Source organism: Companilactobacillus halodurans, assembly GCF_009600995.1.
Taxonomy (GTDB): Bacteria; Bacillota; Bacilli; order Lactobacillales; family Lactobacillaceae; genus Companilactobacillus; species Companilactobacillus halodurans.
This window is the reverse complement of the sequence record NZ_VDFO01000005.1, coordinates 17,151-34,150: the sequence shown is the minus strand read 5'-3', so window position 1 is coordinate 34,150 and position 17,000 is coordinate 17,151. Positions and strand designations below refer to the sequence as shown.

The following is a 17,000-nucleotide window of genomic DNA, read 5'->3' as shown; positions in this document are numbered from 1 at the left end:
GCGAACAAATGTTTGTCCGTTATATTATTTCCCAAACGAGAGCAAATCCACAAAGCATTGCTTGCAAACGAATCGCCTGACGTGTTCCAGAAAAGTGAAATTCTTTAACTATTGTTTGGTTCTTTTGACTATTATTAACACCGATAAAGACGGTTCCGACCGGATTGCCTTCTAAAGGATCAGGACCAGCTACACCTGTAAAGCCTACGCCAATATCAGCTTGCAACTTTTTAGCTGATAATTCGGCCATAGCTTGTGCAACAGGACCACTGACGACAGTATTTTTTTTAATCAAGTCTTCATCCATCCCTAATAACTGAACCTTAACAGAATCAGCATAGGTAACGAATCCTCCATCAAAAACATTTGAGGCTCCTGGAACAGATGCCAAAGTTGCTTGAAATAATCCTGCCGTTAAACTTTCAGCAGCAGTAATTTTTAAACCATTGCTTTTTAATGATTCCACCACTTGTTGAGGAATATCTTCATATTCCTTAGGCAAGCCAGATTCAAAATCAGTCGATTCAATTCTCTTTAAAATTTCAGTTACTTTGCTATTCATTGTTCTCACTTTCCAAATTACGTATTAAGATTTGAAAACATCTTTACTTTGAATAAAGTAATCAGCACCTGAATAAATCGTAAAGATCAAACAGATGTATAAGAATATTTCTCCAATAGGAATACCAATAGCGGAGAAGAAAATATCGTGTAGCAATAAGAAAATAATTGCTAACATTTGTGTAGTTGTTTTAATTTTTCCAGGCATTTGTGCTGCCATAACTTTGCCACCAAATTCCAAAACAATCGTTCTCAATCCGGTAACGGCCAATTCACGGCAGACAATAATTGCGACTACCCATGCTGGAGCCATGTTAAAGCTAACTAAAAAGATAAATGCTGTCATAACTAACATCTTGTCAGCTAAAGTATCAGCAAACTTACCAAAATTAGAAACTAAATTATATTTACGAGCAATTTTACCATCAAGTAAATCTGTTAATGAAGCTACAATGAAAACTACTGTTGCAATAACGTGATTCATTGGAATCAAATCGTTAGCAACATAAATATCGCCCCAATCACTCCAACCGAATGCCAATAAAATAATAAATACTGGTATTAAAATAATGCGAAACATGGTTAATTTATTAGGTACATTCCAAACCATCAGATATCCTCCAAGATTTTTAACAAAATAATGGTGTCTACTCATATAAGATTAGACACCATTATTTTATTTTTCAATATTAAATGTCAAAGTTTTAACGATTGAACTGCCACTTTGAGATTTTGATAAATCAACAGCTTTTCCATCAATAGTAACTTTCGTATTGTTGACGTTACCTGTTTGAATCGAGAAAGTTGAAGTATCGCTTGGTACAGTCGTTGATTTCTTATCGCCAGAACTCAATGCTTGTTGCCAAGTCGTGTCTGAGCCTTCATCAAATTGAATCCAAGCTTGACCACCACTACCTTCGACAACTACTTTCAAGCCATCTGAAGGAACGTTCTTAACTGTGAATGTTCCAGAGGTACTTGATTCTTCAACACTTGCTGAAGTTGACTTTTTAGTTGTCTTAGACTTTTTCTTAGTATCTTTTTTAGCTGTTGTTTTTTTACTGCTGCTGCTCTTCTTTTTAGTTGTTTGCGTTGTATTATCCTTAGGAATTGAGACACTTGATTCGTTTTGACTACGGTGTACCATTCCAAAAGCAATCACAGCAATAATTACAATTATAATTATTCCAACAACGATTTGAGGAATATAATTACTCAAATTGGAGAAAAATGAATTGGATTCTTCTTTGATTGTTCGAGTTTTTGTTTCTGTTGGTTGTGCTTCTTGCTTTGGTTGAGAATTAGGTATCTCAGCCTTATATTCATCCAACAAGTCATCGCTATTTATCCCAACTGCATCAGAATATTGTTTGATAAAAGCTCTAACGTAAAAGTCACCAGGAAGATGATCAAATTGACCCTCTTCAATAGCAATTAAATATCTTTTTTGAATTTTTGTGATTTGTTGTAAATCATCAATTGTGTAGCCCTTTTTAATACGGGCATTTCTTAACTTTTGGCCAATTTCGTCCATTATTTACCACCGATTAACTAATTTTTCTAAGTATAACATATATTATTATCCAACTACTAGCGACCTTATAACAACCAGCCACCAGCAAAATATATCGTTTGTCCAGTCAGATAATTCGACTTGATATTGACTAAATAACTGACTAAATCAGCTATTTCATCTGGATTTGCCAACCTGTCAGCTGGTATCTCATCTTTGACGCTTTCCAAATCCTCTTGTGAAAACTCTTGTGTATTCATCTTGGTATTCACCGCACCTGGTGCAACAACATTGACAGAAATACCTAATGAAGCAACTTCTTTAGCATAAGCATCCGCAAAAGATGACATTGCACCCTTCACCGTGCTATAAACGACTTCCATTGCTGAACCAATCTTTCCATAAATGGATCCAATGAAAACCACTCGACCATGATGCGTCTTTGCAAGCTTATCCTGCAATTGTTTCAGAATAAGAATTGGTAATTTCACATGAATATTCCAAAGAGAATCAATTTCCTCTTCTGAAATATCAACTAATAACTTGTAGTAAGTATTGCCTTGTGCAAACACAATCGCATCTAACCCAAAGATTTGTTTCGTTAAATCTGAGACAGCATCATGCGTCATATCAAATTTAATGGGAATGAAATCTTGTTGCGGATACTTATCGACAAGCTCTGTGCGTAACTTTTCAATTCGTTCTTTATTGCGATTGTAATGCAGATAAAGAGACCAGCCATTTTTAGCCAGTTTCTTTGCACTGCTAGTCCCTATATCGCCAGAACTACCCATAACCAATGCATACATAATTTACTTCCTATTTGGTAAAAGATTGTAATAGGTACAATTATCATCTTTTAGAAATTTCGCAGATATTTCTAGCACATCATCCTTACTTATCGAATCAATCATATGGATAAGTTGCAAATAATCGACATCATAAAAATACAATTCTGCCATTTGATTGGCAATTGCATCTGGTGAATTTTGTGCAAAAAGATAAGAACCGATTGCATCACGTTTGATTCTTTCAAATTTTGCGTCGCTTAAGACTTCTTTTAAGACCTCGTAAGATAGATGATTGCGTAAATATTCTTGAAATTGCTCAGGATTATTTGTTGACCCACTAACAATGATAAAACAATAGTTGTTTTCTGCAACAACATTATAAGAAAAACTATCATCAATTAAATTAAGTCGGCTCATTTCTTGATAATTTTTAGAAGATTCACCGATTAAGGTTTCCATAATCATGTTCAATTCAAACTGCTTTTTAACTAAATCATATCCAGACATTTCAGTATCGATTCTAATTCCAAATGAACTTCGAGCCTGACTGATATCCATTGTCTCCTGTCCGCCTTGAGCAATTGGAGCAAATTTTCCTTGAATTTTTTTCAAAGGTGCATCTACGGTATGAAAGTCAGATGATTCAACAATATTTTCAATTTTTTCAAAATCAACATCGCCAACTAAAACTAAATCCATATTATCTGGACGATAATTTTGAAGATAAGTCTCTGACAAGTTAGTTCGATTGATTTGTTTTAAAGATGCACTGGAACCAGCTATATCTTGAGCAATAGGGTCATTTGGATAGAGTTTTCCTAAAATTCGTTGTTCCAAGACCCACTCTGGCATATCAAGATACATTTGAATTTCTTGATCAATAATTCCTCGTTCTGAAGCCACGTTTGCATCAGTGAAATAAGGATTTTGAACCAAGTCCAAAAGGATACGCAAATTATCATAAGGATTCTCTAAAGTTTGAAATAAATAAGCCGTCTTAGTGTAACTGGTATAAGCATTTGAGTTAGCCCCATATTGAGCGAATTTTTCAGATACATCATAATTTGGCTTGGCAAACAGCTTATGCTCAATAAAATGAGCTATCCCGGCTGGCAAAGCGCCCTTTTGCGTCTGAGTGTCAACTGATCCAAAATTAGCCATCGCCAATCCATAAACTTGGTTAAAGCCTGGCATTGGTACGACGCTTATTTGCAAACCATTGGCCAATTTTTTTGTTTGTTTCTCTAATTTTTCCGTCATACTAATCTCCAATCAACTGATATTGCGCAATTGCATGCAGATTTTGAGCTGCATTTGCAATATGTTCTCGATCCAAATTATCCAAATCATTTTGAAATTGTTCATCAGTTAGTAAAGTCTTTGGATAAACTGTTTCCCAAATGCTTCTCATAATGTAATAGTGAATCGAATCAGTTGAAATCTTTCGTCTAGTTAACATAACTTTTTGAGCATGGCTAACTTGATTATCAGTGAAATCGCCACGCTTGATGTAATCAATTTGTTGATTGATCAAGTCCAAAGCCTTATCAATTGAAGCAGAATCAAGACCTGCTTGAATCATCACTAAGTGACTGATTGGTTGATAAACGCTAGAAACTGAATAAGCTAAACTATTCTTTTCTCTGACTTGTTGAAATAGTTGCGATTGGTCGTCTCCTCCTAAAATCAAGTTCATAACTTGTGGAGCCAATCGGTTAAATTTTTTATTGATATTTTCAGTCGAATAAGCTAGGGCAATTCGACTTTGGTTTAAATGTTTATGATCAATTTGTTTCAAAGGATGTTTAACTAATTCCGTGAATTTCTCAAATTCAATTTGTAAGTCATTTCGATCATTTGTCATTTGTTGATAAAAATCACTAGCCATTATTTCTTGAAGAAACTCATCTTCATTAACATTTCCGACGACATTGATCACAATCGTATCGTTTTTGACAACATCTTGATAAGTTTCCAATAACTTTTCATTTGTTAAATCTTTTAGTTGCTCAATACTTCCAAAAATTGGAATTTGACGGTTAGGATTATTTTGATAGATTAGCTTAGCTAATCCCAAGGTACTAACAAGGTCTTGATTATCTTGGACCGAAATTAAATTGGACATTAAGTTTCTTTTCTCTGTCTCAAAGGCAGTCTGATTGAACTTATTTCCATCTAAATTGGGCTTAAAAATAATTTCACCAAGTAAATCAAGATTATCCTTAATCTGCTTTTGTCCATCTATTAAAAAGTTAGGATCAGCAAACTCTACGCTAAATGCTAAATCGTTGAAGTTTAGAAGATTGCGCGTAAAGACGTTGATTTCTGAACCATAAAGTTCCATTTCACGGTCATTTATCGCTTTAAAACTGGGATAATCTGCCGTTGAATTAGACATAACATTAGCCAATAAGCGTCGGCTAGTGGTTTCATCTTTGTTTAATGGACGTAAGAAGTCCATCTGAATCTTAATGGTTCGGAATTTTTTTATTGGATTAATATTCAAGAAAATATTTTTTGCTAATGTTTTTCTCAATTTTTCACCTGATTTTTCTTTATTGTTTCAAGTTGTTCGGGAGTGATTAAGACTTTGCGGGGTTTACTTCCCTCTGAAGCACCAACAATGCCCTTATTCTCCATTTCATCGACCATTCTAGCGGCTCGATTGTAGCCAATACTGAATCTTCTTTGAAGCATCGAAACACTGGCTGATTGCTTATCAACTATCATGTCGACAGCATCATCCCAATATTCATCTTCAGGTTTTTCACCATCACCTGTGCCCGATTCATCAACATCAGTTGGAATCATATCTTCATCATATTCTGCCGTCTGTTGATTTGTAATAAAGTTAACGACATTTTCTACTTCAGATTCCGAAATATAAGCTCCCTGCAAGCGAACTGGCTTACTCTTTCCAATCGGTTGAAATAGCATATCGCCTCGCCCTAAGAGCTTCTCTGCACCAACTGAGTCAAGAATTGTTCTTGAATCGACCCCACTAGAAACAGCAAAGGCCATTCTTGATGGAATATTGGCTTTGATCAATCCAGTAATAACATCAACAGATGGACGCTGCGTTGCAATAATAATATGCAAACCAGCAGCACGCGCCATTTGAGCCAATCGAACGATAGCTGCTTCAACTTCATGCCCAGCAACCATCATTAAATCAGATAATTCATCGACTATAACGACGATATAAGGCAAACGTTCCATTTTTTCTTCATCGCTAGCTGTTTTATTGAATTTATCTACATCGGCGTTGTATTCAGTGATATTACGGTGACTGGTATCGGCAAAGAGCTTGTAACGCCGTTCCATTTCTTTAACCGCCTTTTGTAAAGCTCCAGCAGCACGTCTTGCATCAGTTACAACTGGAATCAACAATTGCGGAATGCCATTATAGACATTTAATTCCACCATTTTTGGATCAATCAAAATTAATTTGACATCATTTGGCTTAGCTTTCATTAAAATACCGGTAATAATCGTATTAATAGCTACAGATTTACCACTACCAGTTGAACCAGCAATTAATAAATGCGGCATTTTAGTAATATTTGCTTCAATAATGTTACCTGAAACATCTTTTCCTAATGGAACAATCAACGGATGAGTCTTATCCTTTTGATTCTCAGTAATATCTTTGAATGAAACAGTCGAAATAGTCTTATTAGGCACTTCAATACCAACGAATGGCTTACCAGGTATTGGCGCCTCGATTCTAATATCTTTGGCTGCTAAAGCTAGTGCTAAATCATCGGCCAAGTTAACAATCTTGCTGACTTTAACACCGACAGCTGGTTGAACTTCATATTTTGTGATGGTTGGTCCAAGACTAGCTTTTTTAACATCAACGTCAACGCCAAAACTCTTGAATGTCTCACGTAATTTATCTTTATTTTCCTCAATCAAATGTACTTCTGATGTTTGGTCAGTCTGAGGAACTTCTTTTAACAAGTCCACTCCAGGCAATTGATACCCTTCATCACTAACATTTGTATCGCCCTTTTTAGCACTGACTGGGTCTGGTAAGTCCTTATCTTTAGTCCCATCGATACCATAAGGTTTGGAAACCACTTGAGCTTTATCAGAATTAGGTTCAGACATTTCCTTCGATGCCTTTTTCATTGTTGGTTGTTCAATTTCAAACGGTTCAGAATCTGGCTCTTTTTTAGTAAAACTATTGATTCCATCGGCAAACTTATCATCGTCACGATCCACTGTATCTTCTTTAGCTGCTTTATTAGCCGTCTTCGGTTTGTTATCAGTTGCTTTTTGATCAACATAATCGTTATATTTTCCACTCAAAGCATCTTTTATTTTGATGAACAAATGTTTGAAATAAACTAAAACATCCGTTGTAACGATTGATACCTGTTTCATCGTCACATTGCACAACATCAATATTCCTATAAAAATCAATATTGCCGTGACAAAATAAGTCCCCACAGTTGAAAACATCGGCATAAAAATACTGAACAAGTATGAGCCTATCATACCTCCACCGACAGTGTCATTAACTGAGACTTGCGTTATGTCAGCAGCCAATGTATTCCAAGTCACTAAATTATAGTTATGATAAAGCGACATATTTGAGAAGAAAATGCCATGTAAAATAATTAAAGTTCCTAAATATACAAATAAAAATCCGAAATTTCTCTTCGGCGTCATAACGGGTATTCGACCCGTTGCAATCACTACTGCCCCAATAAAAATGCTAATAATCAATAATGCTTGATAACTGTCACCAACTAGAATTCGATAAAGATTATCAAAGGTTTTTCCAACCAGTCCAAATTTGAACAGGCCTAAAACTGACAAAATTATCCATACTAGACTGATTAAAGATTTAATCAAGCGTGAATTATCAACAGTCTTTTTTCTCTTTCTAGGCTTTGAACTTGCCTTTTTTCTTACCATAAGTACCTCACACGATTTTAAAAGTCATCATCTAAAATTATACCTTTTTTAAGACCTAAAAAAAACAGCCCAGCTGGACTGTTTATTTATCTTCATTCTTCAAATCATTCATAGCGTCATTGGGCTTAATCTCTGAATTTTCATTAAAGTTCAATGAAACGCCATGATTCAACGTAACGCTAGTAACTTGATAAACCAACGTTTCAATATATTCCACTACTGAACGTGATAATTGTCTAACCTGTTTAGAATCGAGATCTTTGATTTCACCATGAAAATCAACTGGCTGAACAACTTGTCCAATAAGTCCCGACACCTTGAATGGTGCATCTTCAATGTGAATTTCAAATGGAACCACGATTTGTAAAATCAGACCTTCATCTTCATTCATTGGCGTTCCATCCTCGTTTTTGAATCCAGGATGTTCAATATTGATATTCAAATTTGTTTTTGCATCGGCTGTCGGTGCTTCTGCATCATAATGAAACGACTGAACAGTAACTTCACCTTTATTAATTTTCATAATCTAATCTTTCCCCCTAATCTAATTTATCATGTTGATAATGGTGACTTAATTCTAAGCCTGCAAACTTTTGTTGACGAACAGCTTCATATATAACTAAAGCAACACTGTTAGATAAGTTCAAAGCTCGAATATTATCACTCATTGGAATACGAAGACATTTCTCAGGATTTTGACGCATAAAATCTTCTGGCAAACCTGTTGTTTCTTTACCAAATAAGAAATAGTGATCAGCTGAAGTATCAGTGAAATCTTGATCACTGTAAACTTTATTTGAAAACTTAGTGATTAAATAAAGATATTTATCATCAGGAATAGAATTCAAAAAGTCATCTAAATCATCATGATAAGTAATATCGACCTTATCCCAATAATCTAAGCCAGCTCTTTTCATATGAGCATCATCAGTACTGAATCCTAATGGACGGATGAGGTGTAATTTAGTGTTGGTACCAGCACAAGTTCTAGCAATATTACCTGTGTTTGCTGGCATCAATGGTTCGTAAAGTGCAATATGATTTGTCATTATTTAAATTTAGTCTCCTTTTTACCAAAAAAGCGCATACCCTCGGTGAAAACCACAGCAAGGACATGCGCTAGTATAGCCTCTCATTTACCTGCTTTTGTCAAAATTTCTCCTGAGAAAAACAAGCAAATACAAAACTCAAAGAACATTATATACGATATGCCCGGTCTAGACAACACAAATATGAATTATTTGTGAATTTTTTTGGAACTATCATCATCTGAATCCTCTGATTCAGTTTTTTTATCCTCTATTAATGGCTCATCTTGATACCAACTTGAGTTTCGTTTGAACCAATTAAAGAATCTCGTACAAATAATTTTCAAGATAGCAAAGATTGGAATTCCGGCAATCATGCCAATCAAACCATACATCCCTGCTGAAACTAACAGTACTAGGATTGTCGTAACAGGATGCATTTGCATTTTGTTTCCAACAACAATTGGCGAAACAACACGTGTTTCAACTGTTTGTTCAACAATAAAGACAATGACGACCTTTAAGACCATTGATGGTGCAATAAATGCAGCAATCACAAGCGATGGTATTAAAGCTAAAGTCGAACCGATATAAGGAATCAAATTAAGAATCCCAGCTACGATACCCAAAATCAAAGCGTATCTTTGACCAATAATCAGGTAGCCAATGAAAAACATCACAGCAACCCAAAAGGCAACCGTCAATTGACCTGTGATATATGAACTCAAAGCTTTGCTGATTTCAGATAACATATCGCCAACTGATTTTTTCACACGGTTTGGAACAAAACGAATCACTGACTCTTTAAATTTATTATTATCCTTTAACATAAAGAACAAAATAAATGGCGCCGTTAAGATAACTACTACCACATTGGTCAACACGCCAACAGCTGAACTGATATTATTGACGGTCTGTGGCAAAATCTGGTCCATTGATTTCTCAAAACTCTTCGTTATGCTGGTATTCGTATCAGCTAATCTCTTCTGAACAATATGAAGCTTAGGATCAGAAAATAAATTCTGCAAACTCTTATTCAAAGAATCCCAATACTGTGGCCAATTTTGAACTAACGAAGCAACTTGGCTTTGAACAAAAGGAATCAGCGACATAACGCCCCAAATCAATAATGCCAAAATAATTATGAAAACGAAGGTAATCGAAACTATCCGATTAATATGAAACCTTTTTTCTAATAAATTAATTAACGGATTAATCAAATAATATAACACCAGCGCTAAAATCACTGGTGGCATCGTAATCCCCAGAATTTGGCTTATTGGTTCAAAGACAAATTTTATTTTTGAAAATAAGTAAATTATCAAAAAAACTAGGAAAATATTAATCAGAATCACCGTCAATTGGTTATTCAGAAACCATTTGTAAAACCAACTTTTCTTTCTTTCTGGTGTTTCTTTCATGAATTACTCCCCAAAAATATTCTAGTAAGATTATACTGTATATTATAATACTATACATTATTTGGAGGAATTATTAATGATTGAAAACGTTCTTTTAAGTGGTTATACCAATACCGGCAAAGGTGTTTATCAAGCACAATTCAATTCTGAAAACGGCGAATTGACAACACCTAAAGTTCTACTAGAACTCAATAGTCCCACATATATTGACGTTACTAACGATATGAAGTTGATTGCCTTAGCCAAAAAAGGCGACAAAGGTGGAATCGTCATTTATGATATTTCCGAAGATTCACCAAAATTATTGGATGAAGATTTTTCAGAAGAAACTTCCCCATCATATGTAAAATTTGATGCCAGTCGCAATTTGATTTTCAGTGCCTATTTCCATTTGAGCAAAGTTAAGATTGACCATCTGACAGAAGATGGCAAAATTGAACACTACTCCGAATTAAATTTCGAAGGCCATGGTCCACGTACTGAGCAAGACCAATCAAAACCTCACTATAGTGCCTTGACACCAGATGGCAAATTGATTATTTGTGATTACGGTGCAGACAGGATTTATATTTATGACCTCGAAAATCCTAAACAACCTAAATTAATGAATAATTATGTTGCTCCAAGCGGCTATGCTCCTAGACATTTAGTCTTCAATCCTACTAAGCCTTATGTTTATGTGGCCTGTGAGTTATCATCTAAAGTATTAGTGATGGAATACAATAAAGAAACAGCTGGATTGACCTTAGTTGATGAAGTAGAAGCTGCTAAAGATGAACAAAAGAATACCACCGCTGCTATCCGTATCAGTAAAGATGGTAAATTCCTTTATGTTTCAACTCGTGGCGCCGATACGATCGCAACATTTTCAGTTAGTGCAGATGGCGATCGTCTCAAGAAACTCAATACTACTTCAGCTAATGGCAATGGTCCACGTGATTTTGAACTCGACCCAAGTGAAAATTACCTTGTTGTGGCTAACCAAGATTCTGACAATATCTCAATCTTTAAACGCAATGCCCAAAAGGGAAATTTGACTGATTTGAAAAAAAATATTTCCATTCCTGAGTGCGTTTGTGTACACTTTATCTAGTTCTAGTCTTAATCTAAATTTGGTCAATTTTTTAGCTAGCATATAAATCAATGTGAGGTGCTTGTTATTAAATACTAAGAATCGTTTTTCATTCATTGACCAATTACGATTTTAGAAAATGAAATGTAGAAGGGAAATATACAATCTTTCTTAAGTGCCTTTATGACATTTACTCACATCTTGTATATCAGAATAATTATTTATTATGTTCATTGAAATTATAAAAACCATCATCCTTGGTATCATTGAAGGTTTCACTGAATTTCTACCTATCAGTTCAACTGGACATTTATACTTAGCTGACGAATTCGTTAAATTAAATGAATCCACCGCTTTTATCAACATGTTCATGGTAGTTATTCAATTTGGTGCAATCTTAGCGGTTATCTTGATTTACTTCCACAAGTTGAATCCTTTCTCACCCAAGAAAAATCACGTTGAGAAAAATCAAACTTGGAATATTTGGTTCAAGGTCATCGTTGCCATCTTGCCTTCAGTAATCTTCGGATTGCCACTAAACGATTGGATGGATGCTCACTTAACTAGTTGGCAAGTCATTTCAGCCACACTTTTGATTTATGGTATTTTGTTCATCGTTGTTGAAAACTGGCTTAAAGACAAGCAACCTCAAGTAGCTGATTTAGATAGTCTTTCTTATAAAACTGCCTTGCAGATTGGACTTTTCCAAGTTCTCTCATTGATTCCCGGTACTTCACGTTCCGGTGCAACTATTTTAGGTGGTATGACAGTTGGTACTTCTAGATTCGTTGCAACTGAGTTCTCATTCTTCTTAGCCATTCCAACAATGTTTGGTGCCAGTCTTTTGAAGATTTTTAAATACTTTAAAAATGGTCATTCCTTCACAGGTGATCAAACGATAATTTTAATTGTCGGTACGTTAGTTTCATTTATCGTTGCCTACGCTTCAATCAAATTCTTATTGGATTACATCAAACGTAATGACTTTAAGGCTTTTGGTTGGTACAGAATTATCTTGGCCATCATTGTAATTGCTTACTTTGGTTTCAAAGCAATTCTATAATCGTAAAGAACGTCGTCTGACGTTCTTTTTTTTGTAATAATTGTTAGAATATAGTCACAACGAATAAAGAGAGGTTGATTATTATTTATAAGGAAGTTGCATTAGAAAATTTCACAAAGGTCCCTACTGCTGTTTTAAAGGGTGCCAATCGAATTGAATTAAACGATAATCTAGCCGTCGGTGGAACATCCCCAAGTTTTGGAGTTCTCCAAGAGACTACCAAATACCTTCAAGAAAAATCCATTCCCATAGTAGAAATGATTCGTCCTCGTGGAGGAGATTTCGTCTACAATGATTTGGAAATTAAAATGATGGAAGCTGACTTGTTCCAAGCTCAAAAATTAGGCGTCGACGGCGTCTGCTTTGGTGCATTAACTAAGGACGGAGAATTAGACACTGATGCAATGGAACAATTGATTGCTGCTTCATCTGGAATGCAAGTAGTCTTCCATATGGCTTTTGATTTCTTAGCAGAAGACAATAAAAAAGATGCTATCGACTGGCTGATCGATCACGATGTAGAGCGCATCCTGACTCACGGTGGACCACTAACTACTCCTATCGACCAAACCTTAGACAATATTAAAAAGTACATCGATTATGCCGATGGCAAAATCACAATTCTTCCTGGTGGTGGCATTAACCATCAAAATTGCGATGAAATCGCTGAAAAATTAGGTGTTAAAGAATTGCACGGTACTAAAATCATCGCTGGAATCAACGATTAGAATGATTAATTAGAAATAAAAGAGTTTAAGGACATAACTATTTTCTCCTAAACGGGGAATATAACATCCAAAATAAATAGCTCCTGGTAATTAAAGTACAATTACCAGGAGCTATTTATCTTAATTTTTCAAATATATTAACTTTTCAAACCTTGACAAAGTACTGTAAGAAACTACCTGCAATACTGAAGTAAATCAAAACACTGGTCAAATCACTCAAAGTTGAGATAAAAGGACCACTGGCTACAGCTGGATCAAATCCGAAACTAGACATCAACATAGGGATGAAACTTCCGGCTAAGTTAGCTACTGTAATCGCAGCACACATTGCCATTCCGATAACCATTCCTAAGATGAAATTGTGTTTCCAAATTCCGACAAGTAAAAAGACTGCTATTCCTGTCACCAAACCAGTTACGAATCCGGTGATGAACTCTTTAACTAAAAGCTTCAAGAATTCATGACGATCTATTTCTTCAACAGCTAGACGTCTAACCGCCACAGCCAAGCTTTGCGTCCCCGCATTACCAGCTGTACCAGTAATCGTCGAAATAAAGACTGCTAAGATACTCGCTTCAGCTAAAAGATTTTCGTAATGGTTGATTAAAGTCGCCGTAATCATACTAAGCAACAACAAAGTAATCAGCCAAGGCAAACGCTTAGAAGCAGCCTTTAAAGGCCCGTCATTATTGGCTTCATCCATACTAACACCAGCCAAACCGGAGTAATCTTGCTGAGCCTCGTCATCGATAACTTCAATAACATCATCAACAGTGACGATACCAACTAATTTATTAGAATGGTCGACGACCGGTACGGCCAAGAATTCATAATCTCTAAATACTTGTGCAACTTCAGCTTGTTCAGCATCAACGTTGACCGTAATAATATCGCTATTCATTTTTTCACCCAATGTGTCATTATCATCAAGCAAAATCAAATCACGTAAAGACATCACCCCAACTAAATCGTCGTGGTGGTCCAATACGTATAAGTAATAAATCGTTTCAGCTGTTTTAGCAAATTTTTTCAGTGCTCGAATAGCTTCTTGAGCAGTTTCTTCTTCATGAAATTCAACGTAATCAGTCGTCATGATACCACCGGCTGTTTCCGTATCATAATGCAACAAGCCACGAAGATTATTTGCATCATTTTTTGGCATTTGTTCTAAAAACCGATCAACATCGACTTTTTCTAAATGCTCCAAAACATCGGCGGCATTATCATCGTACATATCGTTCAACATCTTAGAAGCATATTCCAAATCCATTTCCTTTAATAATGCTGGAATTTGAGGATTATCGTCTTCAATCGTGTCGAACATATCGCCCATTTCATCAGGTTCAAGAATTCCATAAAGAGCTTCTCTTTCAGCCTTATTCAATGTGAGGTAAAAAGTACTCTGATCATAAAAATGCATATCCAAATAAGTTTTTCGGAACCTTTTTTTATCACCACTATCAAGATAGCCCTTTAATTGGGTAAATCTATCTTGGAGTCTTTTTTCATTTTCGTCCATTCTTCTCACCCCTTAGCACACCCTTTAACATTACCATATCTTTTGGCAATGGTGCCTTTAATTTTAATAATACTTTCGTAACAGGGTGAACAATATTTAATCGGTAGCAATGCAAGGCTTGTCGATTGATTCTTGAATCGCGGACTTTACTATACATATCATCACCAATGATGGGATGACCAATGGCAGTTAAATGAACTCTGATTTGATGAGTCCGTCCTGTCAGCAATTTCAATTTCAATAAACTAGCCTGTGGATAATTTTCAATGGTCTTATAAAGCGTCTTTGATTCTTTTCCTTTAGAATGATCGATCGTTCGCATATAAAAAGCTTTAGAATCAATCCCAATTGGCAAGTCCACCAGACCATTAGGAGGTTGAACTTGTCCGTATACTAGTGCTAAATAATATTTTTGAAAATTCTCGGTGTGGAGAATTTGATCCAACAATGAATGAGCATAAGAAGTTTTAGCAAAAACCATCAATCCCGATGTATCTCGATCTAGGCGCGTTACCAAATGAATCGAACTATTCTCATTTTTGTCAATTAAATAAGCCTTAACTAAATTAGCCATCGTTTGGGTATCTTTAGCTTTAGCTGGTAAACTAGCAATCCCGGGTGGTTTGTTCACAACTAATAAATAATTATCTTCATAAATAACATCAATTTTTCCCTTCATCGGTTTAATCAAATCCGATGGTTCTTCCGCATTCAAAACGACTAATAACTCATCGCCTGGTTTCATTTTGAAATTGAAGTGACGTTTTTTATGATTGACAAAAATTAGTCCACCTTTATTTTTTAAATTGTGTAACTGACTAGAGGAAAACTTGTGTTGAACTAAAAATTTTCGAATTACTGGTTTGTCATTTTTACCAATTGTGAACTTTAAGAAGCGATTACTTCTTCTCATCTTGTCCTAAGAAAGCCGTCTCTACTCTAGTCCAGAAATGACGATGACGATATTGGGCAAACTGGGCTCTTTGATAGTTGAGCTTAATAGTTATCTTTTTGACATTCTTCAGCTTAGTAGTAATTCCGTCACAACTGATAACATAGTCGTCAGCAATTTGCGGATATAAGTCAACTTGTTGATTATGCGGAATAATGATTGGCGACGATATCGTCCGATAAACTCGATTGTTGATCGAAGCAATTTCAATCATCTGAAAAACGCTGATTTTAGGATGAATCAAAGCTCCACCGACTGACTTAGAATAAGCCGTTGATCCAGTTGGGGTTGAAAAACAGAGTCCATCCCCCCGAAAACTCTCAAAAAATTCTTCATCCAAGTCGATTCGCGATTTCATAGTCAAAGAAGATAGTCTTCTAACCACTGTTTCATTGATAGCAATCCCATGAAAAGCGGCTCCTTCTTTATTTTCGACTGTAACATCCAAAAGTGGATAACTTGTCGAAGGAATATTATCCTGACATTTGATAATCCGTTGTGCTAAATCATCAATCTCAGTATCCGTCCAATCAGAGTAAAACCCTAAATGTCCGGTGTGCAGTGCTAAAAATTTCACTTTGTCTAATCGAGCAGCGTATGCATGAAAAGTACTTAGTAAGGTACCATCTCCGCCAACACTGATGACAAGCTTGGGATCGCGTCGATCTAAAACTAAGCCCGCATCTAACAATTGTCCGCGTAATTTATTGGCTGCAACGACAGACTGTTCTTTATTATTATTATTAATCCAAAATTTCATTATTTTCTGTGCTCCGTGGAGTTATTTAAATCTCGTTTTCGATCGGTAAAGTATTGTTGTGCATCCTGAATCTCTTCTCGAATTTTAGACATTTCCTCATCGAGCATAAAGGAGGCTTCAGCGGCACGCTTCAATCTTTCATTGATCTCTTCAGGGAAATCACCCTTGTATTTGTAGTTGAGAGAATGTTCAATCGTTGACCAAAAATTCATGGCTAGCGTTCTAATTTGAATTTCTGCGAGAATGTTGATTTGACCATTCGCTGTTTGAATTGGATACTCAATAACTACGTGATATGAGCGATACCCACTAGGTTTACTGTTAGCGATATAATCACGCTCTTCAATCACTTTCATATCTTCTCTAATATGTAAGAGCTTAGCAACATCATAGATATCTTCTACAAATTGGCACTGAATTCTAATTCCAGCAATGTCTTGCATATCTTGTTTCAAAAGTTCTTCTGTGATGAAGCGACGACGCATTTTTTCTTTGATACTATCAACTGTTTTAACACGTCCAGTCACAAATTCAATTGGCGAATGTTCATTTTTTTCTAAAAACTCTTTACGCAGGTTTCTAAATTTGATTTTCAACTCATCAACTGCCTGTGAATATGGTATCAAAAATTCATTCCATTTAATTTCTGACATATTAACCTCTCTT

General features: G+C 35.6%; 17 protein-coding genes. 3 read left to right on the top strand and 14 right to left on the bottom strand.

Features of this window, described 5'->3' with window-relative positions; all coding sequences use genetic code 11:
• Nucleotides 1-19: 19 nt before the first annotated feature.
• The 10 genes from FHL05_RS01985 to FHL05_RS01940 form a co-directional block, all read right to left on the bottom strand.
• Nucleotides 20-562 (bottom strand): CinA family protein, encoded by a 543-nt coding sequence (locus FHL05_RS01985; RefSeq protein WP_153521917.1) that lies wholly within the window; start codon nucleotides 560-562, stop codon nucleotides 20-22.
• A 24-nt stretch (nucleotides 563-586) separates the two neighbouring features.
• Nucleotides 587-1,171, bottom strand: a complete 585-nt coding sequence (gene pgsA, locus FHL05_RS01980) for a CDP-diacylglycerol--glycerol-3-phosphate 3-phosphatidyltransferase (RefSeq protein ID WP_153385245.1) — start codon at nucleotides 1,169-1,171, stop codon at nucleotides 587-589.
• Nucleotides 1,172-1,237: 66 nt separating this feature from the next.
• Nucleotides 1,238-2,095 (bottom strand): helix-turn-helix domain-containing protein, encoded by an 858-nt coding sequence (locus tag FHL05_RS01975; protein ID WP_153385246.1) that lies wholly within the window; start codon nucleotides 2,093-2,095, stop codon nucleotides 1,238-1,240.
• Between the two features lie 65 nt (nucleotides 2,096-2,160).
• Nucleotides 2,161-2,886 (bottom strand): elongation factor P 5-aminopentanone reductase, encoded by a 726-nt coding sequence (ymfI, locus tag FHL05_RS01970; RefSeq protein WP_162000169.1) that lies wholly within the window; start codon nucleotides 2,884-2,886, stop codon nucleotides 2,161-2,163.
• Nucleotides 2,887-4,125: an EF-P 5-aminopentanol modification-associated protein YfmH gene (yfmH, locus tag FHL05_RS01965; protein WP_153385248.1), complete on the bottom strand. Its 1,239-nt coding sequence runs from the start codon at nucleotides 4,123-4,125 to the stop codon at nucleotides 2,887-2,889.
• 1 nt (nucleotide 4,126) lies between these two features.
• Complete coding sequence (gene yfmF / locus FHL05_RS01960; protein WP_153521907.1) at nucleotides 4,127-5,401, bottom strand: EF-P 5-aminopentanol modification-associated protein YfmF; 1,275 nt, start codon at nucleotides 5,399-5,401, stop codon at nucleotides 4,127-4,129.
• Nucleotides 5,398-7,791: a DNA translocase FtsK gene (locus FHL05_RS01955; protein WP_153385250.1), complete on the bottom strand. Its 2,394-nt coding sequence runs from the start codon at nucleotides 7,789-7,791 to the stop codon at nucleotides 5,398-5,400. The genes yfmF and FHL05_RS01955 overlap by 4 nt, the downstream gene beginning before the upstream one ends.
• An 82-nt stretch (nucleotides 7,792-7,873) precedes the next feature.
• Complete coding sequence (locus tag FHL05_RS01950; protein WP_153385251.1) at nucleotides 7,874-8,314, bottom strand: DUF1149 family protein; 441 nt, start codon at nucleotides 8,312-8,314, stop codon at nucleotides 7,874-7,876.
• A gap of 16 nt (nucleotides 8,315-8,330) precedes the next feature.
• Nucleotides 8,331-8,840 (bottom strand): tRNA (uridine(34)/cytosine(34)/5-carboxymethylaminomethyluridine(34)-2'-O)-methyltransferase TrmL, encoded by a 510-nt coding sequence (gene trmL, locus FHL05_RS01945; RefSeq protein ID WP_153385252.1) that lies wholly within the window; start codon nucleotides 8,838-8,840, stop codon nucleotides 8,331-8,333.
• Nucleotides 8,841-9,028: 188 nt separating this feature from the next.
• On the bottom strand, nucleotides 9,029-10,240 hold the full coding sequence (locus tag FHL05_RS01940) for an AI-2E family transporter (protein ID WP_153385253.1): 1,212 nt from the start codon (nucleotides 10,238-10,240) through the stop codon (nucleotides 9,029-9,031).
• Between the two features lie 76 nt (nucleotides 10,241-10,316).
• Here FHL05_RS01940 and FHL05_RS01935 point away from each other — a divergent pair, with 76 nt between their 5' ends.
• The 3 genes from FHL05_RS01935 (at nucleotide 10,317) to FHL05_RS01925 (ending at nucleotide 13,103) form a co-directional block, all read left to right on the top strand.
• Nucleotides 10,317-11,333, top strand: a complete 1,017-nt coding sequence (locus tag FHL05_RS01935; protein ID WP_153385254.1) for a lactonase family protein — start codon at nucleotides 10,317-10,319, stop codon at nucleotides 11,331-11,333.
• 205 nt (nucleotides 11,334-11,538) lie between these two features.
• On the top strand, nucleotides 11,539-12,375 hold the full coding sequence (locus FHL05_RS01930; protein WP_153385255.1) for an undecaprenyl-diphosphate phosphatase: 837 nt from the start codon (nucleotides 11,539-11,541) through the stop codon (nucleotides 12,373-12,375).
• Between the two features lie 83 nt (nucleotides 12,376-12,458).
• On the top strand, nucleotides 12,459-13,103 hold the full coding sequence (locus FHL05_RS01925) for a copper homeostasis protein CutC (protein ID WP_162000168.1): 645 nt from the start codon (nucleotides 12,459-12,461) through the stop codon (nucleotides 13,101-13,103).
• A gap of 145 nt (nucleotides 13,104-13,248) precedes the next feature.
• Here the strand turns inward: FHL05_RS01925 and mgtE are convergent, their stop codons facing one another.
• The 4 genes from mgtE to yjbM are packed head-to-tail and all read right to left on the bottom strand — an operon-like array spanning nucleotide 13,249 to nucleotide 16,987.
• On the bottom strand, nucleotides 13,249-14,622 hold the full coding sequence (gene mgtE / locus FHL05_RS01920; RefSeq protein WP_153385257.1) for a magnesium transporter: 1,374 nt from the start codon (nucleotides 14,620-14,622) through the stop codon (nucleotides 13,249-13,251).
• Nucleotides 14,609-15,535: an RluA family pseudouridine synthase gene (locus tag FHL05_RS01915; RefSeq protein WP_153385258.1), complete on the bottom strand. Its 927-nt coding sequence runs from the start codon at nucleotides 15,533-15,535 to the stop codon at nucleotides 14,609-14,611. Before FHL05_RS01915 ends, mgtE begins: the two co-directional genes overlap by 14 nt.
• A complete protein-coding gene (locus FHL05_RS01910; RefSeq protein ID WP_153385259.1) occupies nucleotides 15,522-16,334 on the bottom strand; it encodes an NAD kinase in 813 nt (270 codons plus the stop codon). The genes FHL05_RS01915 and FHL05_RS01910 overlap by 14 nt, the downstream gene beginning before the upstream one ends.
• Entirely contained in the window at nucleotides 16,334-16,987 is a 654-nt protein-coding gene (gene yjbM, locus FHL05_RS01905) for a GTP diphosphokinase (protein ID WP_153385260.1), read from the bottom strand. Before yjbM ends, FHL05_RS01910 begins: the two co-directional genes overlap by 1 nt.
• Nucleotides 16,988-17,000 lie beyond the last annotated feature (13 nt).